A 20,632-nucleotide genomic window follows, 5' to 3' on the forward strand; every position below is an offset into this window, starting at 1 on the left:
GGGTATTGTGACTGGTCCATTTGACAAAAGCTTCAAATACACATAAAATCTTATTGCATCAATACTTACCGCATTACTATGTTTTTTTGGAGATGATAGCGAACTTCTCCGACAGTAGGCGTTAATTTTTGACCATTGGTTTATTTTGGATTCGCCATTAAAAGGAGCTTGAAATTATGAATGTATATCAAAATACCCTTGAACTCATCGGACGTACGCCATTAGTGGAGCTGAACAGCTATTCTCTACCGAGAGGAATTCGCCTGTTTGCGAAGCTGGAGTTTATGAATCCCGGCGGCAGCGTAAAGGATCGGGTGGGTAAGGCTCTTATTGAAAAAGCATTAAAAACAGGTCAGCTGAAGCCAGGTGGGACATTAATTGAAGCAACAGCAGGCAACGCAGGTATTGGTCTTGCGATGGCAGCACTTCATTATAATATCTCGGTTATTTTTGCTGTGCCTGAGAAGTTCAGCCAAGAGAAACAGGACCTGATGAAGGCATTGGGAGCACGCATCGTTCATACCCCGACGAGTAAGGGGATGAAAGGAGCTATCGAAAAAACAAAAGAATTGGCTGCTGAAATAAAAGATGCATACTTGCCGCGGCAATTCAGTAATCCGGATAATCCCGAGGCATACTATACGACAATGGGACCTGAAATATGGAACGATCTGGACGGCAAAGTGGACGTATTTGTGGCAGGTGCAGGCTCGGGGGGAACGTTTATGGGAACCTCGCGTTATCTTAAGGAACAAAATGCAGCCCTTAAAACAGTCATCGTGGAGCCGGAAGGGTCCATTTTGAACGGCGGCGAGTCAGGTCCACATAAAACGGAAGGAATTGGCATGGAATTAATTCCTGAATTTGTGGATAAAGGATATTTTAATGCCATCCACACCATTAGTGATGTCGATGCTTTTGGCCGTGTCAAGGAACTGGCTGCACGTGAGGGTCTTCTCGTTGGCAGTTCTTCAGGGTCTGCTTTACATGCCGCTTTACTGGAAGCAGAAAATGCACCGGATGGTGCACATATTGTTACCATTTTCCCGGATAGCAGCGAACGTTATCTGAGTAAAAAAATATATGAAGGCGGGATATAAAATGAAACGCAAAACAAAACTGATTCACGGCGGGCTTCCTACCGATCCCCATACAGGCGCGGTTAACGTTCCTATTTATCAGGTAAGCACTTATGAGCAAGAGGAAATTGGCATCCATAAGGGATACGAGTATTCGCGTACAGGCAATCCGACCCGGTTTGCTTTGGAGGAGCTGATCAAGGATCTGGAGGAAGGAAAGCGTGGTTTTGCTTTCGGTTCGGGTATGGCTGCAATTCATGCGGTATTTTCACTGTTTAATGCAGGGGATCATATTTTGCTGACCGATGATGTATACGGAGGCACCTATCGCATTGTAAGCAAAGTGCTCAGCCGTATCGGAATTGAGTCCACATTTGTGGATACGACTGACCTGGAAGCTATCTCCAAAGCAATTCGTCCGAATACGAAGGCATTGTATGTCGAAACGCCAACGAACCCGCTTTTGAAGGTTACTGATATCCGCGCTGTTTCGGAGCTTGTAAAAAAACATGATCTTTTACTGATCGTCGACAACACATTTGCTACCCCTTATTGGCAGACGCCAATTACACTCGGGGCTGATATTGTCATTCACTCTGCTACCAAATATTTGGGCGGCCACAGCGATGTTGTAGCTGGTCTGGCTGTTGTGAACAGCGACGAGCTGGGAGAACAACTCCATTTTCTGCAAAACGCCATTGGTGCTATTCTCGGCCCGCAGGATTCTTGGTTATTGATCCGCGGTATTAAAACATTGGGTCTGCGTATGGAAGCGATTGAGCAAAATGCGAAGGAAATTGCAGCCTTTTTGGAAAAACATCCGAAGGTTAGAAAAGTGTATTATCCTGGACTGGAAAGCCATGCGCAGCACGAACTGTCCAAAATCCAGGCTCAAGGCTTTGGCGGCATCATTTCCTTTGATGTAGGTAGCGACGCTAACGCGGTTGCACTTCTGAAAAAGGTGAAATATTTTACACTGGCTGAAAGCTTGGGAGCGGTTGAAAGTCTGATTAGCGTTCCTGCACGTATGACGCACGCCTCTATTCCGGTAGAACGTCGTGCAGAGTTAGGCATTACCGAAGGTTTGGTGCGGATTTCGGTTGGGATTGAAGATCTGGAAGATTTGATTGAAGACTTGCAGGCAGCATTGTAAGAAAATAAGTGTAATATTCAAGAGAGGTGGCAGAAGCTGCCTCTTTTTTTGTTGTGAGAATAGCTTCTTTTTTGAAAAGCACAGAGGAGTACGTAGAGGTAATAACGAATAGTTTTATATAGTTCAATTGAATGTTAAACGGAATATAACCGCGACTACGTCTCTGAGGAAACAAAAACCTGGAGGGGGAATGTTATGAGGTTCACACATCTGGAAAAAGCAACTACTGTGCTGTCGGATCATCCGGTACGTCTGGCGTCTGCTTATGCAGTCGGTCCAGTCGAGCTTCCGGAAAATTGCGGTGTGGGCAGGGAATGGTCAAGTTATTTTGCCCATGAGGATTGGAATTTGGAAAAGGCTTGTGGTGAAGAAGGAGTAGAGCTTTCAGCCGGAGGAAAGGCAGCGTGCCGATTATTGACCGAGCTGGACCCTCGGACTGCGGAACTGAATCTAGGTGTTTTTCCGCCTTTGGCCGAACAAGAAAGGCTTTTGCTGGTTTCAAATCTTCGTTGTATGGCTGCACAGGAAGTGATTTTCAGACCCTTTGAAGGAACGGGACAAATATGGATAGATGGCACACTAGTATATGCGGAATCCGGTCCTTTTCGCTTGTATCTGGAGGAAGGCGATCACACGGTAGTTATCATTGCTGCGTTTATTCCCGAGGAGGCCCGCTCTATTCGTATCAGTGGAAATCAGGTATGCGACGAATCAGATGTGACAGAACTGCATCGAGAATTTGTAGAGCGTAATATACGTTTTCATATGGCATGGCTAGAGGTTGAAGAAAGTGCTGGCAGGGAGGGCGAAGACAGCCCGATCTTATTTTATTTACTGCGTAAGGATCGGATAGATCTTCCCTTAGATCAAACGTTATGGGTCGAGGTAACGGATGATGAGGGCATAAAGCTGGATCGCTTTCCAGCACATTGGGAACAGGAGCAAAGCTATGACTGGGATGAGGAAAAGGCCAGGAATACGGGAATGCTGCACTTCACCGTTACATATCGGGATCATGAGGCTGTGGAGCATCATTTTGTGTATTCGGCACTTGTGCGGCCTTTGTCAGTCGTCGTGGAGGGCTTGCAGGAAGAGTATGACCGGTACATTCAAGCCCGTGCTATAGATATTCTTCATTCTGCGCAGAAAATACAAATAGAGGGCCTGCTTGAAGAATTAATAAGGTTAACGGATTCTCCAGAAGATCCTTTTGAAATCTGGGATTACCGGGTTGTACGTGAATATATCAAGCTATTAAAACAAATTTTCACATATGGACATACCGAGCAGTCACATTCCCCATCCTTACTTCAAGAAGAACACATCTTTTTGTGTAATGACGGAATTGGGGAAGGATTTTTTGTCTCCCGTTTGGACAATAGTTTGCAACGCTATACCATTCAGCTTCCTAGAAGCTATTCGGCTGACCGACAGTATCCTCTGATCGTTCTGATGCCAGGCAAGCGATATGAGCTGGGTTTGCCGGATTTTCAGAATCGAGGTTTTGGGCAAGGCTGGGAAGAGGAAGCTATATTCGTTACTTTTTCGTGCCGTGGTGTAACGTTGGGCAGTTATATTGGAGAAGCTGCTTTTTTGGAGGGGCTGGATGTCATACTGCAAGCGTATCGAGTGGACGAAGATCGGGTCTATCTGACGGGTTATTCGAACGGAGCATACGCTGCTTGGGCGATGGCACAGGCTTATCCTTCTCGTTTTGCGGCTATAGCGGTTATCTCTGGAGCGCCACATCCTAAGCATCTGATAAATCTGTTGAATATGCCAATATTGAATGTATGCGGAGATCAGGATTACTTATTTGCACAAGCATTTACAGCCCCTGTAACAGCGCTTCCATCTGATCATTTTAAAGGTGTCATAGAACGTCATTCTAATCACTGGGACACGCATGAGCTGAGACTTCTGGACGGTGTACTGGGCTGGCTTATGCAATGGAAAAGAGATGTCGTACCTCAGCGTATTGCCTACCGGACGGAACGGGGCAGACATAACCGGGCTTACTGGCTGGAACTGACGCGAATGGATGTAAATGAGGAATATGCCGAGTTGTACGGTGAAATGAGTGCCACAGGTGAGTTAGATATCGAGGCAGTTCACGCCGAAGAATTTATCATTCATCTTTCTCAAGAGGTCATGCCCTTGGAATTGGCTCAAGTTCGTATCGGAGCCCGTATTTTCGTGTTGGATTTGCGGGAATACAGTCGCTTTCGCTTTGTTAAGACACAGTCACATAAACGTCCCTCCCCAGAATACCGTTTGATTGCCGAACGGGAGGAAGAAAGCAGTGGATGCTTTACAAAAGAATCGGATGCCAAAAAGAAAATGGTGGATTCGAAAAGCGTGGGAAGAAACGTTTTGAGCCATGGTATGGGTGTGCTTGATGTTTATATGGATCGTCTTCACATTGTCCTTCCGTCCAGCTACGCTACACCGGAGGAAGAGCAGGCGGTGAGACGGACGGCGAACGCCTTGGCTAGCCCACGAACAGCGACTTGGAATCCGTATATCGGTGTTCATTATCCGGTGGTGTCTTCCACTGATATTACGGAGGAAGCACTGGCTGATAGCAACGTGATTTGTGTCACTTCGGGCTTGTCCAGACATGAGCTGCTTCACAAGCACCAAGCCGATCTGCAAATTACATGTACGGAGGAAGGGTATACATTGGGCGGCGATTTTACGGCAGGCGAGTATTGTCTGTCATATATTCAACCTAGCCCATGGTCTGCAACCCAGCAAATGCTTGTCGTAGCGACCAATTCTCCCCGTATGCTGGGTAAAAACCTATTTATGCGCAGACTGATTATGCCCGGATACTTTAATGGTCTACACCCGTATTTGAATAAAGAGATTATTGTGTATGATAGCCAGGGAGTGCGTGCTTTTAACTTTACTTCCATTAGACATACGCAGCAAAAACTGCAAGGCCAATAGCCAATAAAAAAGTAACAATGTTATAATAATCCATAATTTAAAAAACCGTCTGGAGGCACATTGGCGATCCTGACGGTTTTTTGCTGGTTCATTGCAGTGATTTGTGATCGGGATGACGTCATATAAAGAAGGGCATTATGGCAGCTTAGCTTTTATATTGCTCCATCAGGTACATGATCTTTACTTCATCGGCCAAATCTCCAAAGGGTTCTAACGGATTCTCTTGAATGATATGATATAAACGCTGGACTCGTTCCTTTGGCAGTTTGCGCACATATCTGGAAATGAAAGCGGCATGGGTGACTACGTAGCGCTTTTTACGGACAGCTGCACTGGCTACGCGGACGAGAATATCTTCGCCCCCTGCTAATTCCAGAATACGGCGCTCATAAAAGACTACGTATCGGAATGTCCGGTCCTTGATCAGCTCACGATTGAGTCTGGCAATCTCTCCGATATATCTGACCATAAGCGGCTCAAAGCTCTTGATCAGGAGAGGATCGAGCGTTAATTCCATGTCTTTGCGGAGAACAAAAGATTGCAGCAGAGCGACCTGCTGGAGCCTTATCCGATCATTGTGAAGGAGTACAGCCATCTCACGCAGCATTTCATAGGAGACACGCTCACTAAGCTGCCGCAGGGCAACTGCGTTTTTATGATTAACGTTTAGTCCTTCCTGGATCTGCCCTATACGGCCTCTGAACAGACGTATAAGCTGCCTACGCCGTTCATAAGGATAAATACCCTGCTGTAGAAGCACCAAGGGCAGCAGAAGAAGCGCACCGACGATACCGCACAGAAGCATTTGTTGCGGCGAGTGGCCGAAAAAGACAGTAGAGGCCAGCAATATGACACTAACGACAAGGTCTTTACGAAAATAACGTTTGGCTCTGAGTCTGGCATATTGCTCTACAGGGACTAGTGTATCCCGACCACATGATGTGCACTCTTCTTCCCAAAGGGCGGTAAATTGTCCACAACGCTTGCAGACTCTTAGCTTTTGGAAGGCGTACTCTGTGCGGGTAAATGGGCGAAATTGTACAGCTTGTTTGGAACTATTCATTGTGCTCACTTCTCCGGTTCAGCAGCGCTAGAAGCTCGGTGTCGATTTGTGTAATCGACGGGGCGCGTTTTTTATGTATATAGTAAATTAGTGATTTGATGGCGACAAAAAGAAACATAATCGCCAGACATCCGTATGAGATCATAGTGTATTTCCTCTTTCTACTTGGATTTTTACTTCAATATTTTACATGGGCGGGTTTCGCTATTGTTATTTTTGTCGTATAAAGGAGAAGGCTGGTGCCCGATTGCCCTTGTTGGGGTATAATTATATCATTACTGCAGGATATTGGTAAAATCTCGCGGTATAACAGGCTTTTGGGTTGGATTCAGACCATTCGGGCAGTATTTTCAGCTGGCGCTCATGTAAAACTCATTATAATTTAATAGTAGGGGAGTACAACTGTAATTTAGAATGAGAATTAACCGGCAAAGGGGTACAAGCGATGTTTAGTAGAGACAGAAAATGGTTTTTGGTCATCGGAATCATATGTACAATGATCATGACCTCGATTTTGGCATGGCAGCCACAGATGGCGAATGCCGCTTCACCCTCTGCTTCTAAGGTGGATGCGGTGCTGGTCGTCGATGTAAGTAATTCAATGAACACCAGTGATCCTGGGAAAATTGGCAATGAAGCCATGAAAATGTTCATTGATATGCTGTCGACGCAAAATGACAAGGTCGGGATTGTAGCGTATACGGATGTCGTACAGCGTGAGAAAGCCTTGCTTAATATTACATCCGAAGCGGATAAGCAGGAACTGAAGACGTTTATTGACGGACTGAACCGGGGGGCGTATACTGACACCTCCGTGGGTGTCAAGGAAGCAATCCGCATTTTGCAAGATGGTAAAACAGCTGGACATGCGCCTATGATCGTCATGCTGGCCGACGGTAACAACGATTTTAATAAGACGACAGGTAGAACCGAAAGCCAATCCGATCAGGATATGGCACAGGCTGTAGCCGAGGCTAAAAATAGCGGCGTTCCGATCTACACCATCGGCTTGAATGCAGATGGGAAGCTGAATAAAAACAAGCTCGCCGACATAGCGCAGCAAACGGGCGGCAAGTCCTTTATTACAAGCTCAGCGGATGACCTGCCGAACATTTTGAGTGAAATTTTCGCCAGCAATTTGAAGTTGAAAGTGGTGCCTTTGCAGTCCATTACGGCAAACGGCGACTATCAGGACGTAACGGTAACCGTACCGAACGATAGTGTGCTGGAGGCTAACATTTCGATCATGTCCTCGAAACCGGTGGATGCGAGACTGTTAGACCCGTCGGGCAACACCAAGCCGATTCCTTCGAGCGATGTGCTGCTGTCCAAGTCCAAAAGCTACTCACTGATTAAACTGCTCAAGCCTGCGGCTGGTGACTGGAAGCTCCAAGTCAAGGGAGTCCAGCAGGATCAGATTGATATTAATCTGGTATTTAACTATGATCTGGAGCTGAAAATGGACGCACCGCCCGCCAAATCATACAAAAAAGGCGATGCAGTTCAAATTCGTTCCTACCTGACGAGCAATAGCCAGCATCTTCAGGATCAGGAATTGTATGCGAATATGAATGCTGTTCTGAAGGTCAAGGATCTGGATTCCGGTACAACGAATGAGGTGCCGTTAACCAACGCAGGGGATTCTTTTACCGGTTCCTATACGATTCCAGATGAGCATGACTACGAACTAACCGTTAGAGCAGAGGAGAAGAGCTTCTACCGTGAAACACAGCCTGTAACCATTAGTGCTAAAGCAGGGGCGACGAGCGGTACAAATACGGGCACGACTCAGCCAACAACACCTGCTGAAAAGTCCAAGCTAATGCCACTCATTCTTTTAGGGCTGGGACTGCTCGTTCTGCTGGTTGCCGCATATTTCATCTGGAAGGCTATGAAAAAGGCCAACCGTGGCTTTGTCGGTCAAATCGTACTGGAAATCCGGGATGAGAACACTGGCGAAAAAACGTATCCGCAGTACAAGAAGCTGAACACCTTCCGGGGCAAATTTAATCTGCACCAGTTGCTGCAACTGGCACCGGAATTTGCTGGAACCGACAAGGTTGTGTTCACACCAGCCAATCAGGATCGTATCATTGTGCGCAGTACCTCCGAGATTACGATTGAAAAATCCGGGCGAGCTGTAGACACAGGCAACGGTCTTGAACTCAAAAACGGTGATCGTCTGACCATCCCGTTAGCCAGTGTGGACAAAACCATTTTGCTGGAATTTATTTCAGTAAACAGCTAAACGAACCCTTAGGAGGTCATATCTATGAAACCAGTAGTTAGAGAGCATATCCAACAATTAGACGTATCACTCGGCGGGGGGATCGTAAGCGATAAGATCAGAGTGGATACTATTGATAATCCTATTTTAATTATCGGACTCGGAGGTACGGGAATTGATGCCCTTCTCCGCTTGAAATATCAAATTAACCGCAGATTCAAGCTTCCAGCAGATCCGATCTCCAAGAAAAAGAGCGATAAACCGGACAATGTGGAATTTCTCGCTTTTGAAACGAATGAACAAGACCGCAACAAAAAATACAAGGGGATTGGTTTGGACCCCATCAATGAGTTTGTATTGCTGTCCAATGCGGAAATCGGCGGATTGCTGCAAAACCGTAGCATTCTAGAGCCGTACATTACCGATTGGCTGTCTCCAGAGCTGAGCATTACCGATGGTATGAACGGGGCGGCAGGGGTACGTCAGGCAGGACGATTACTGCTGTTTACCAAAATTAATCAGGTCGTTCAAAGCATTGACAAAAAAATCAAAACCTTGTCTGAGGGCACTAATAAGAAGCTTATGGTGTTCCTGCTGTCCGGTTTGTCCGGCGGTACAGGAAGCGGTACTTTCCTCGATATCTCATATATCGTCCGAGGAATTATTGAGCGCGATTATGGCTCTGCAGGTGTAGACCGTGTAAATACATTAGGGTATCTGTTTACACCGGATATTAATTTGGCGAACAAAAGCCTGAGTGAGCATACACGTGAATATATTAAAAAGAACGGCTATGCTGCACTGAAAGAGCTGGACTACTGGATGAATGTAGACAGCCGTGGTGAACGCTTTAAGCAGCAGTACGGAAATATTTTGACCGTGAACTCGCCGCTTCCGCCGTTTAATCTGTGCCATCTCATTTCGGCCACGAATACGGAAGGCAAGCTGTTGGAAAATGCTTATGATTACTGCATGAATGTCACCGCCGAAAACATCACCAACTTTATGGCGAGTGAGGAAAAACAATCCGGCGAAGAATTTGCCATTCATGACTATATCAGCAATATCCGTACCAACATCGCACAAATGAATAAGGCGTATCCAGCAAACTACGATTACAATATTATCGGGGCTTCCTCGGCGGTGCTGCCAATGGAGGAAATGACGACATATCTGGCTTATCGAATGTTTGGCAAAATGTCCAAAATGTTCGAGCAATCGCCAAATCAAGAGGATGTAGAGAAGTTTGCCCGCAAGCTGGGCGTGGATCTGGATAGCATGATCAAAAACTTTGAATCCCGTGTACCTGAGCCGCTTCCGGGCTTTGAAAACAGTGAACGGTTAAGTTATAGCAATGTCGTTAAAATGCAAGTTGTCAATATGGACACCGAGCTGGAGCAAACGTTCCTGACGCGTGCCCGCGAAGAGTATATCAAAGCGAAGAAGCAGCTTCCTGGTGAAATTACAGGACAGTTTACGGATCAAATTCGCCGGATGTTTCTGCATCCTGAGCAAGGACCGTTTTATGTATCCCGCATGATTTATACTGAAAAAGGATTTAGCTTGCTGAAAATGCTGCTTTCATATGTGGAGACGTTGCGTGAATCACTGCACCGTATTCCAACGGACATTGAATGGGCGCGTGAGCAGGCGAACGAAAAGTTGGGCGATGCCAAGAGCGCGTTTGTATCCAAGGATAAAAAGAAAAATGCGTACATTGAAGCGAAAATTAATGAATATTGGCTGCGTGCTGATGTGGAACGTACAGAGCAGCTCATTGAATTTTATGAAGACCTGTATGACCTGTTGAATAAGGAAAATAGCCGCATTTATAATGTATTTACTGAAATTTTGAACGCATTGAGCGCAATATTCGAGAAGAATGGTGATCTGCTGATTAACGGCGAGGAACAGTCCGATCACAAAGGTAACAAAACGTACTATTGGAATCTGGTAAGTGTACCGGATATTTCTGAAGTTGTGACCAAGCTGCTGGATAACCGCAACGGTGACGATTTGATTCGTGATTTTGCCCAAGAATTGCTCGAAAATTCAGATCAATGGGTGAAGGATCAGGATATGGACATCATCAGCTCAATCTCCAATTTCTTGACTGATAAGTTCGGTGATCTCATTACCCGTTCCATGGAGGATTTCCTCGTCATGAAATACGGGCAAGATGAAGCCATTGAAAAATTTGTGGAGCGCTACATTGCGAGCAAACTGGATGAGGAAGCTGTACCTGTGTTCCATCTGAGCAATAGCTCTGGCAACTTGTACTTCCCGTCTTGGGGATTCGTTTCGGTACCTGTACAGTCGCCTAATATCCTAAAAGGCGTTCGCAATTATCAAAATAATGCAATTGGAAAATCACACTTTACTATTAAAGAAAGTGAAGTTCGTAACCGGATTTTCTGGCTCAATACGCGTAATGGTGTTCCTCTGTTTGTATATACGCCGCTCAAAGTGTATGAAGAAAGCTATGAAAAAACGATTCTTGACCGCGAAGGTATTGGCCGCCATCTGGTGCAAACAGGCCAGAACAACTGGACTAATCTGCCGTCGCCGATTCCTGAAAAGTCATGGGGCGAAACTTACGTCAATTCGCGTGTGCAAGCATACAATGCACGGATTCGTAATGATTTTGACCGTGCCAAGTCACTTGGCGTGATTCGAGAAAAGGATGTCGATCAGAATACGAGCAGCCGCTTCACTGTAATCCGTTCACATGCGCTAGATCTGAATGCGATGCTGGCAGGCTACGATATGCGCTTGCATGAATCCAAGCCGAATTTGGGTGAGGTGAAAAGAGCATGGTCTGAGTTGAAACGTTTGCTGGCTGAAGGGCTGGAGCAGGCCGGAAGCAAGGACATCTTTGGCAGCATCAATGAAGAGATGGCGAAGGAAAACCTGATCCGTTCACCAGAGTTAACACAGGTGGTTCGTGAAGAACTGGTGAAATATACACAAATTGAAGCGAAAGCCGCTGAACTGGAAGCTTTGCTGGGTAAATATCAGGATGAAGAAAAATGGCTGGATCAGTTCATTCAGGCTCTCTATACAGACACGATTACGAAAAAAGGCGCTTTGTATGTCTATGATCGTGACGAAGAGGAAGAGGCTTGGGAGCCGTTTGCGAACGTCATGAAGAGCCGCAATTATGTGGAGTTTGAAGTGTTTACAAACTTCCGTGGTTTAGAGGAAAAGAAATTTGCAGCTCTAATGCGCAAGGCGGATCGCCGTGATGCTGTATTGACTTCATCTGAGGATATTACACCATTGCTGGCGAAGCTGGATGAACTGGCTGCAACTTACACAGAGGCCCGCAATCAATTGGAATATGAAAAGGTGGAGCTGGCTAACGGAGCGGAACTTTATGCATTCTATGCTCAACTGGCTGGAAAATTAAACGACATCCGCAGAAAGTTGAAGTAAAGTATGAGAGAGCAGCTGTTACGTTATGCGGCTGACTATGCAGCCGCAGAGGACCAATTAATCGGAAGCGGGGATGGACGCAGCAGCATCCATTTCCCGTCCGTGTTTCTTTTTATCGGTGATCGCATGAACCCGGTAATGAACACCATTGCAGATATCAACCGGACCAAGTGGGATAACAGCACGGGAGTAACGTATATTCAGATTCGCTCGCAGGAAGAACATGCGGCTGTAGATCGTTCGGTGGATGCTATTGTTCATACGATAGCGGTACCGGAGGAAAGTGGCCACCAAACGATACGCCGTGACTTGCACCAGGCTTTTTATACACATGAATCGCAGCTAATTGAGCTTAACACCGCGTTGCGCCGGGCTAGTGGACATCTGGCAGATTACGGTCGGTTGTATTCTTCGTTCGAGCGTGTCCATCTATCGATTTTGACGACAGCGGATGACCCCATGAACGTATTAATCCCTGAAATTACGCTGTTGGCGGAGTATATTTTCGCACAGTCTTTTAAATCTGTACAAATGGATCTGTATGTGTTGGTGAATGAAAGTGATCAGGCTGTCCAATTCGGCTACAGTAGTGCAACGTCCGTTGCTTTCATGCGGGAGCTGGACTATATCCAGAGTCCGGAGTATACGTTTACGGCACCGCTTCATATGACCGAGGACAAATTGACCATTCCGGTATCCCATGCTCCATCGTCGTTGTTCGATCTCGTCTATGTGCTGTCCGACAAGAACGAACGCGGCGTAACGGTGCCGAATAGTCTGCGAGAAAGCTGTGACATCATTTGCCACATTCAGCTTCTTAAAAACCGTTATCAGGCAGGAGATTCCTATCGGTCACAGGATGGGGGATACAACAATACATCGTTTAAAAACAACATCATGACGGAATCCGGGCGGCAGGGTTATGTGTCGGCTGGATTTTCCCGAGTCAACCGCCCTAACCAGTCAATCGCACTTACGGTGCTGTATCACTTTTATGTGAAGCTGTTAGAGCGTATGAGAACAGAGCAGGAGTGGGACATACGCGATAAGCTGAATTATTTTGGTTTAGATGCTGCTGAGCGCGGTCGCACGCGAAATGATCTAGTTCCTGGTAATGAAGCGATCACGGACATGAGTGCACTGATGACCAGCGGAGCCAGCTACGGCTCGTTGAAGCGAATGACATTACGTGAGGCGGAGGAGGCCTTGTTTGGTCAAGGCTGCGAAGCCTTTTTTCGTGATAATTGTGAACGGATTGTGCACAAACGGTTGGGAAATTTTCAGGCGGAATCAGGTCTGCAGTTGGCTGTGAATGCAGCTGCCAAGGAATATCCTGAAATCGGATTTTTCGAGTTGACAGACTGGACGGATGAAAATAAAACAGGGAATGTGCTTACGGCTGTTCGGGGGCTGATTCGGGATACGTCCAATGACTTGCAGATTAGTGCCGCTGAACTGGATACCCTGTATAACGGGCGGGTGGAGGACCAGCCTTTTCAACGACTGCCACTCATGGATAAGCATAATGTGCGCAGCTTGATCCGTTACCTGACCGAGACAGTTTACGGGCATAAGCTGCACATGCTGCGGATTCAAGCGGATTTGGAGTTACTTCGCCGCTATGAACTGGCACTAGAGAAATGGCATACACAAGCGAAGCATATTACAGTACAGCTTGCCAGCCTGGAGCGTGAACTGCATCAAGCTGCAACGGACAGTATTCGGCAGGCCGACAGTTACACAGGTCAAAACCTGTTCGAGTATTACGAGCGTGTGACAGAGGATGTCATGCGTGAGCTGGAAAGCAAGCGGGGAAAATCTATATTCTTTGATACCCGGCATATGGGGCCTGTATCCGGATTGCTGGACGGGGGTCTGTCCGCATTGGTGGATCGACTTACGCAGACCTGTCGTACCTTGATTCTCAGTTCACAGCCGTTTAATCAGACCTTCGAAGAAGAATTATTGCGGCGTGCGAATGTAGCTGCTGCATATGAAAATCGGCTGGTCGTTCCGAAGGATGAGCTGTTTAGAAAACTGTATCAAACGTTAGAGGAACATGGCGGAATTAACGTACGTTTGCTCGACTATACCCATGAGCATCGGTATGAAGAAAAGTACTTCTTTGGTGACTACGAAGGCGAATTTCTTCCTTATGCGATGGATGTGGACATTACTTCGCGTATTTACAAACTGGGTTTTGTGCATGAGCGTCGCAGTAGCGGGGTGGAAAAACTGCATTTGATGGGCGGCTTCCATCTGGAGGATCTGATGGTTTACCGCAACGGCAAAACGTATTATGAGACATATACTGCGAATGGTTTCGTGTTTCACGGAATCGACGTGGACCGGTTGCCGGAATTGCGGTAGCCACATATTCATCCTACTTTAATGATGGAAGGAAGCAACGATTCTTATGAAGCAGCGTAAATTTAACGTTCTCCTATTACTGTTCGGCTTGCTGGGCGCTGTAGTAGGCTTCATCTTGGGAGAGCTTATTCTTCACAAATTGATAGGGCACTGGCCGCATATCATCGTGATCGGGCTGTATTTTGGCATCATGGCCCTGTGCATTGGCCTAGGCTGTCTGATTGGCGAACTGATTTCGCCACAGTTAAATGGACATTCATGGCGGCAGCGCTACTCCGGGTTATCCTGGAAGTTACTGGTGCCTGCTACGTTGGTGATGTTGTTGGTGGCAGGTCTGCTATTGGAGTTGGGCTATCAGGTTAACCCTGAAGGGCGCAAGAGCGTACAGGACCTCGTACTTGTGATTGATAATTCCGGAAGTATGCAACAAACAGATCCTGATAATGAACGCCTAACGGCTGCCAAGAGTCTGATTGGTCAAATGGATGGAGACAAGCGGGTAGCCATTGTTTCATTTGAATCTGCTGCGCAGTTGGTTCAGCCATTTACTCCCATTCGCACAGATGCAGAGAAGCAAGCGGTTTATTCCAAAATCGATAGTATGCAGACTATAATGTCAGGCAGTACAGAGATTGGGCTTGCTTTGGACGAGACGATCAAGGAGATTGAAACCCAAGGCAATGCAGAAAAAGGTTCTCTCGTTATTATGCTCTCTGATGGCTTTAGCGAGTTGGATACCCAGACAGCATTGGCTCCTTATATCGCGCGCCAGATTCCGGTCAATACAATAGGGCTGAAACTGGCAGAGTCGGATGGTATAGCCTTATTGCAAAATATTGCTAACCTGACAGGCGGAACATATTCTAATGTAGCCAATGCCCAAGGACTTACTCAGGCGTTCGGTAAAATATATAACAAAATCGGTGATCGCACACTGGTAACGGAGCGGACAGGTGAATATGCCGACAGTCTGTATTTTGCCATTTATCGTGTAACGGCTCTGGTCATTATCGGCGCTCTATTGGGATTAGCTCTTGGGCTGATGTTCGATAACCGTTTTCTTGCACGGAACTTCGCCATTGGTGGAGTCCCGGCAGGCTTGCTCGCTGGCTTTATTTTGGAAAAAGGATTATCTGGATCGCCTATAGGCGACTTGATGATTCGTTTGTTGGCAGCGCTCGTACTGGCAGCCCTTATTGCTATCTTTTCGCTTGTTCTGCCGATTGCGGAAAATACTCGCCGATCTTCCGGTGGAGGAAGTCAGGGTGAGCTGTCAGGACGCCGGAGAGGGGCAGCGGAAGCCCCGACGCGCAATCGACGCAGCAGTGGATTTTAGAACGGGAGGCTGGAACTTATGCAGTATAGGGAAGCACAGCCCGGTGATCCTATTATTTCGGAGCTGAGCCACAAAATTGACGACAACCGGGTTGTGTTACGCTGGCAGTGGCCTGAGGGCGCAGCCGTGGTATATATTGCGAAACAATCAGCCGATGCAGGTGTGAATGGGCAAAATGAAGGTGAAGTTTTACCGCCTTTTTCAAGCCTAAAACTTTTTACACGCGAGGAGTATAAGGCTGCTGGCAGCTATCGTGACCGAATTGAAGGCATTGGACGCGTGCGGTATACCGTGTATCCGGCTGTTCGGGAGGATGGAGACACTTACGTGATCCGTCAGCAAGACGGAGCCAACCAACTGGAGTTGAGCACCGGAAGGGCTAAAATCAGATATGCGGTTCACCATAAAAAAGGCTGGTTTCGCAGCCGCAAAACCGTCCAAATTCAGGTGACAGCCGAAGTTCCTGTCCCGCAGGAGGCGCTTTGCTACGTGAAGAAGCGTGGGGGCTATCCCACAGATCGGGACGATGGAACCTTGTATCCGTTCACGGCACCTTTTGCCGCGGGACGGAATGTTTTACCCGCTGTTGAAGTGGGGGGAGATGAATATGTGCGGCTGTTTTTTACGGACGGCCAGAAATATGGCACGGTATATGAATTAGTTCCTGAATGAAAGGAGGCCGCAACCGATGAGTTTTCTTAGCAATTTATTCAGAAGAAAGCCACAGGCAGCGCCAAGGCCGTTATTTTATGATATTGTGTGCCCTTATTGCTTTAGTAAATTCTCCCCGGAGGAAGTAGTATTCCGTGCTTCTCATCACCGTGAAGATGACGAGGACTACGCTTTGGGTGAAGATGAACTGTTGAACAAATATCGAGAGCGTTTTGGCTTGGACAGTGTGCATGATATGGAGGCGATTTTACATCCCCTTGATGTTCCTGAGGAACATCGATTGTATTCTGATCATGTACTGACAGGACTGACCGACCGTTATGGTGAGCTGACGCGTCACCGACTGTGCCCGCACTGCCATAACGAGCTGCCCGTGACTGCGGGTAAGGTGCCTAGCAATATCATTTCGATTATTGGAGCTTCGCAGGCAGGGAAATCTGTTTATATGACCTCCCTGATTCACACGCTGCAACATGTTACGGCCGATCATTTTGACGCGGCTTGCATGCCACTCAATGCAGAGATCAGCCGAAAGTTCCGCACTATGTATGAGGAACCCTTATTTGAAAGAGGCGATCTGCTTACATCGACACAAAAAGAAAAGATGCAGGAGCCTTTTATCTTCCAGTTTGTATTTAAGGATGAGGAAAAGCCGCCACTGACGCTAGTGTTTTTTGATGTCGCCGGTGAGGGAATGGTAGATCAGGACTATCTGGGACTGCATGGACAGCATATTAAGAATTCTGCAGGTATTCTCTTTATGGTCGATCCACTACAAATCCGCTCTATTCGGGAGCGCATTAAGATTAACCTTGGCGATAAGCCGGGTGAGTGGGTCTCACAATATGATGAACCGCGTGACGTTGTACTTACGATGTTCGGTGATTTTATCGCCTATCAGGAAAAAGGGAAAACGGACATTCCGACCGCTGTCGTCCTGACCAAAAGTGATATGCTTACTGCGTTGGCAGATGAAGAAGGCACATACATCAAGACGAACAGCAATATTTTTAATCCGATGGAGCATCGCAAATATATGGATTTGGATGAGTTTGCGAACATTGATGGCGAAGTTCGGCGCTTCATCGAAAAGGTGGATAAACCGTTCAAGGGCACGATGGATGTATATTTTACGGATACGGCCTATTTCGCGGTTTCCGCGCTGGGTAGCAATCCGGTTGAGCAAAAGCTGCAAGGGTTGGTTAGTCCGATCCGTGTGGATGAGCCATTTATTTGGCTGCTTTATAAGTTGAAGTACATTGAGGGGAGAGAATCACAGTGAGTTATGCTACCTCTCATTTGATACAACAGCAGATGTACACACGGGAACGGCGTGGTATTTTCCGTTCTACGGAAGGCTTCGATACAGTGGCTAATTCCAAAGGATTGGATGCTTCTTTTATTAAAAAGGTGCTGCATCCCTTATGTGTATATGATGCGCCTGCTGCTTTGACGGCGCGCGGCGAGAAACAGGAAAGTGTCTATCCGGAAGCCATACATCTGGTACGGACGGAGTCCGGGGATGTAGTACTTGGCCGCAGTATTTATAAGGCTGCGGATTTTACTGGGCTACGAAGCGCCCTTTTCACGCACAACTATGTGATTCCAGCCGGACATGGTGAATCTCCGTCTGACTATAAGCAGTGGCTGAACACCTCCTTTGTTGATACTTATGATATTGAGCAGGGAACGGATTTGCCGGAATTGGAGCGTCTACCAGGTGGAAGTGTATTTCCGGCTGTTGACCCGTCTACAGTGCTGGCTCAATTGCAGCTGAGCGAAGAAGTGTTCAAACAGCTTTTATACGCAGTCATGATGTCCGCAGCGGGTCGCAAAAAGGTATACGTAGCGCTGAATGTTCCTGTAGAAGCGGTCGGATCTTCAGCCAAGCAACTGCTTGGTGTGTTATATGCAGCACTGCCTTATGCATTTCGCAACAGACTCGGATTTCTTACATATGCACAGGAACCAAACAGCAGAAAAGGCATTCACTTGATGTTTGTTGAGCCTTTTAGTTTGCGTCCCGGTGATCGGAATGTAGAAAAGGACTTTGTATTTGACCTGTCTAATCATAGTCGAATACTTAATGTGGATGCAGAGCAGGTGAGACAGCCGTATTTTGACTGGATCGTCCGTACGTTGTTGAATGGTGAGACGCCTGACGATTTCTTCAAATTTGCCGAGCAAATGCTGACAGGTATGGAGGCCGGGCGTGATTTGACGCCATCCAGCTATCATGAGCTAATTACGTTGTACAGAATTGAGCAGGGAGAGCGGGCATTATACAACGAACAACGAATCACTGTGTTACGAAGCCTGACTGATTATTTATCACCACCCGATGCGCTGCCACGTAAAATGAGGCTGAATGATCTGTTTCTGTCGTTCTTTGATCATGAATTTGATCGGGTGAAGGATGGATATATTCCGGATGTAGGCCTGGTAGATAGTTTCAAGGACTATTATAAAGTTCATGCACGCAGCAGCGAAAATCGGTTGGTGGAATATTTAATCCGTTCGCTAAACAATGCTTATACTGCCAGAAATACGGAAGCAGTCACGTATATTTATCATACAATTGAAGAGAATCCATCATTAGGCAAGGCATATTTTACGAAAGTGTTGGGTAATCCGGCACTGACAAAAATGCTGTTCATTCCCTACATGGACAGTCAGATGAAAAGAACACCGGATGCCAAGGGGCTGCTGGCTGTTGTGCACGAATGGGGCAGTAGGTATATCGAAGTGTCGGCGAATGCCGATTTTCAGCTTTTGGCAGAATCTGCACTGATGGGCCGACTGCGTGCGGAAAGAAAACCAGTAGAGGCTGTGGCTGCCATTCACCAACGCTTGTGTCAATGGGACAGCAACTCTGCCGTAGGCAAACTGTCCCCGCTGGAGCAATCTGGATTGACAGAACGCTTGCAGGAAGCGTCGGATCGGTATTTACTTACCGAAGTAGAGCTAAAGGAAATATCACCCGATCAGGTCGTACAGATTCCTTTTTTCACACGGCCCGATTTGGTGCAGTGGGTTGGAAAGCTGCCTGCTCCTCTTAAGGGACAAGCTGTGCGATTAGTTGCGGCTTATGATTGGTTTAACACGGAGGACCCGAAACCGTCGGTGCTGGACGGTCTGGAGCCCAGCGAAGTAGAAAAGGTACAGGATTGGGCTTACGGCTGGCTGCCCCAGCAGCTTGCGGAAGGCCATTTTGCCCGTCTGTTGCCTGCCTTTTATCGTTCTGACGGGCCGGGAGAGGGAATATTGGATTTCGCTCGCCTGGTCAGTTCGATTCGCAAATGGACAAAGGATAACGATACGATGTACCGCTTTATCCGATGGTCGGAGGAACACCCTGAGTTTGCTACTCCACGCGGCGGTTTTGAACCATCCTACAGACGTGCGCTACTTCTATTCTTCCAAAAGGAAGGACGAGAGGGACTGCATAAGAAAATGCTGTGGCGTCAATATTTTGAACCTGCGAAGCCTGCCTTTAAAAATTTCTATCTGGCAGCAAAGCGTGAGACGGACACGCCTCTGGTCAAAACGCTTCGTCGTTTCCGTAAAGGTGGGGTGATTTCCGGGATCGTGCTGATTGTCATTGCAGGTACGCTAGGCGGCCTGAAAGCAACCGGGGTGATCGGATCTGCTGACACACCTGCGCCTGTTGCCACTCCGAAGCCTGTACAACAACAGCCTGTAGAGCCTACAGTGCCCGTAAAAAAGGAGCCTACGGCGATAGTGACACATGTGCCTAATACCAAGTCCACTACGAAAATGGTCAAGCTGTTGTTTGCGTTTCAGACATCGACAGGGCAGGCAGAATTTAAGCCGAAGAAGCTCGCCATTGTTGGGGCGGATCAACAGGAGCACTTATACGAAAATTTTACACTTGTTGAACAGAACGACAAGGAAACAGCCAGTAAAGCGAACAATGATCCATCCGGTGACGTAAACACTGGGAGCGCCACTACAAAAAGTACGACAGCAGATGGACAATCCACAGACAGTGGTTCCACAGCTCGTGGTGGTACATCCAGTGGAACAAGCGGCGATCAGTCTGGAGCAGTGACAGACAATACGGACGGAGGCTCGACTTCGGAGATTTCTACTGAGGGTAGTGGTATAGCAGCCGATAAAACCATAGGCAGCACGTCCGGTGATGGTACAGAGACAAAGGAGTACGATCTGAAGAAGTATCCTTATCGTACGTTGTTGACCATATGGCAACGGTTAGAGCTGAATGATGCTAGCACGGTTACCGTTGATGGAGAAGAATATCCGCTAGTTCAAGTGAAAGCCGCGGACGAAGCAACTATAAAACAGAAATAAATGATGAATGAAG

12 protein-coding genes are annotated in these 20,632 nt (G+C 47.1%); 10 read left to right on the forward strand and 2 right to left on the reverse strand.

Annotated features, from left to right (window positions below):
• The first annotated feature begins 176 nt into the window (after window positions 1-176).
• From MKY35_RS10955 to MKY35_RS10965, 3 genes are all read left to right on the forward strand, one after another.
• On the forward strand, window positions 177-1,100 hold the full coding sequence (locus tag MKY35_RS10955) for a cysteine synthase family protein (protein WP_029519141.1): 924 nt from the start codon (window positions 177-179) through the stop codon (window positions 1,098-1,100).
• A 1-nt stretch (window position 1,101) separates the two neighbouring features.
• On the forward strand, window positions 1,102-2,232 hold the full coding sequence (locus tag MKY35_RS10960) for a bifunctional cystathionine gamma-lyase/homocysteine desulfhydrase (protein ID WP_342446359.1): 1,131 nt from the start codon (window positions 1,102-1,104) through the stop codon (window positions 2,230-2,232).
• Window positions 2,233-2,427: 195 nt separating this feature from the next.
• Window positions 2,428-5,184, forward strand: a complete 2,757-nt coding sequence (locus MKY35_RS10965) for a PHB depolymerase family esterase (protein WP_342446360.1) — start codon at window positions 2,428-2,430, stop codon at window positions 5,182-5,184.
• A 145-nt stretch (window positions 5,185-5,329) separates the two neighbouring features.
• Here MKY35_RS10965 and MKY35_RS10970 read toward each other — a convergent pair whose 3' ends face one another.
• Window positions 5,330-6,247, reverse strand: coding sequence for a hypothetical protein (locus MKY35_RS10970; protein ID WP_342446361.1), 918 nt, complete (start codon window positions 6,245-6,247; stop codon window positions 5,330-5,332).
• Window positions 6,240-6,392 (reverse strand): hypothetical protein, encoded by a 153-nt coding sequence (locus tag MKY35_RS10975; RefSeq protein ID WP_165147246.1) that lies wholly within the window; start codon window positions 6,390-6,392, stop codon window positions 6,240-6,242. Before MKY35_RS10975 ends, MKY35_RS10970 begins: the two co-directional genes overlap by 8 nt.
• 300 nt (window positions 6,393-6,692) lie before the next feature.
• On the opposite strand from MKY35_RS10975, the gene MKY35_RS10980 reads away from it, so the two are divergent.
• The 7 genes from MKY35_RS10980 to MKY35_RS11010 are packed head-to-tail and all read left to right on the forward strand — an operon-like array spanning window position 6,693 to window position 20,619.
• Entirely contained in the window at window positions 6,693-8,495 is a 1,803-nt protein-coding gene (locus MKY35_RS10980) for a vWA domain-containing protein (RefSeq protein ID WP_039273366.1), read from the forward strand.
• Window positions 8,496-8,519: 24 nt separating this feature from the next.
• Complete coding sequence (locus MKY35_RS10985; RefSeq protein WP_342446362.1) at window positions 8,520-11,909, forward strand: tubulin-like doman-containing protein; 3,390 nt, start codon at window positions 8,520-8,522, stop codon at window positions 11,907-11,909.
• A gap of 3 nt (window positions 11,910-11,912) precedes the next feature.
• On the forward strand, window positions 11,913-14,279 hold the full coding sequence (locus MKY35_RS10990; protein WP_342446363.1) for a transcription initiation factor TFIID: 2,367 nt from the start codon (window positions 11,913-11,915) through the stop codon (window positions 14,277-14,279).
• A gap of 46 nt (window positions 14,280-14,325) precedes the next feature.
• Window positions 14,326-15,615, forward strand: a complete 1,290-nt coding sequence (locus MKY35_RS10995; RefSeq protein ID WP_342446364.1) for a vWA domain-containing protein — start codon at window positions 14,326-14,328, stop codon at window positions 15,613-15,615.
• Window positions 15,616-15,633: 18 nt separating this feature from the next.
• Window positions 15,634-16,287, forward strand: coding sequence for a hypothetical protein (locus MKY35_RS11000; protein ID WP_039273361.1), 654 nt, complete (start codon window positions 15,634-15,636; stop codon window positions 16,285-16,287).
• 16 nt (window positions 16,288-16,303) lie between these two features.
• A complete protein-coding gene (locus MKY35_RS11005) occupies window positions 16,304-17,569 on the forward strand; it encodes a hypothetical protein (RefSeq protein WP_029519150.1) in 1,266 nt (421 codons plus the stop codon).
• Complete coding sequence (locus MKY35_RS11010) at window positions 17,566-20,619, forward strand: hypothetical protein (RefSeq protein ID WP_342446365.1); 3,054 nt, start codon at window positions 17,566-17,568, stop codon at window positions 20,617-20,619. The genes MKY35_RS11005 and MKY35_RS11010 overlap by 4 nt, the downstream gene beginning before the upstream one ends.
• Window positions 20,620-20,632: the final 13 nt, after the last annotated feature.

The organism is Paenibacillus sp. FSL L8-0638 (assembly GCF_038593075.1).
Classification (GTDB): Bacteria; Bacillota; Bacilli; order Paenibacillales; family Paenibacillaceae; genus Paenibacillus; species Paenibacillus polymyxa_D.

What these genes read in the sequence shown, in the direction of transcription:
- MKY35_RS10965 (WP_342446360.1), top strand. Translation starts at nt 2,428, where the DNA reads ATGAGGTTCACACATCTGGAAAAAGCAACTACTGTGCTGTCGGATCAT.
- MKY35_RS10970 (WP_342446361.1), bottom strand. Translation starts at nt 6,247, where the DNA reads ATGAATAGTTCCAAACAAGCTGTACAATTTCGCCCATTTACCCGCACA.
- MKY35_RS10975 (WP_165147246.1), bottom strand. Translation starts at nt 6,392, where the DNA reads ATGATCTCATACGGATGTCTGGCGATTATGTTTCTTTTTGTCGCCATC.
- MKY35_RS10955 (WP_029519141.1), top strand. Translation starts at nt 177, where the DNA reads ATGAATGTATATCAAAATACCCTTGAACTCATCGGACGTACGCCATTA.
- MKY35_RS10990 (WP_342446363.1), top strand. Translation starts at nt 11,913, where the DNA reads ATGAGAGAGCAGCTGTTACGTTATGCGGCTGACTATGCAGCCGCAGAG.
- MKY35_RS10995 (WP_342446364.1), top strand. Translation starts at nt 14,326, where the DNA reads ATGAAGCAGCGTAAATTTAACGTTCTCCTATTACTGTTCGGCTTGCTG.
- MKY35_RS10985 (WP_342446362.1), top strand. Translation starts at nt 8,520, where the DNA reads ATGAAACCAGTAGTTAGAGAGCATATCCAACAATTAGACGTATCACTC.
- MKY35_RS10980 (WP_039273366.1), top strand. Translation starts at nt 6,693, where the DNA reads ATGTTTAGTAGAGACAGAAAATGGTTTTTGGTCATCGGAATCATATGT.
- MKY35_RS11005 (WP_029519150.1), top strand. Translation starts at nt 16,304, where the DNA reads ATGAGTTTTCTTAGCAATTTATTCAGAAGAAAGCCACAGGCAGCGCCA.
- MKY35_RS10960 (WP_342446359.1), top strand. Translation starts at nt 1,102, where the DNA reads ATGAAACGCAAAACAAAACTGATTCACGGCGGGCTTCCTACCGATCCC.
- MKY35_RS11000 (WP_039273361.1), top strand. Translation starts at nt 15,634, where the DNA reads ATGCAGTATAGGGAAGCACAGCCCGGTGATCCTATTATTTCGGAGCTG.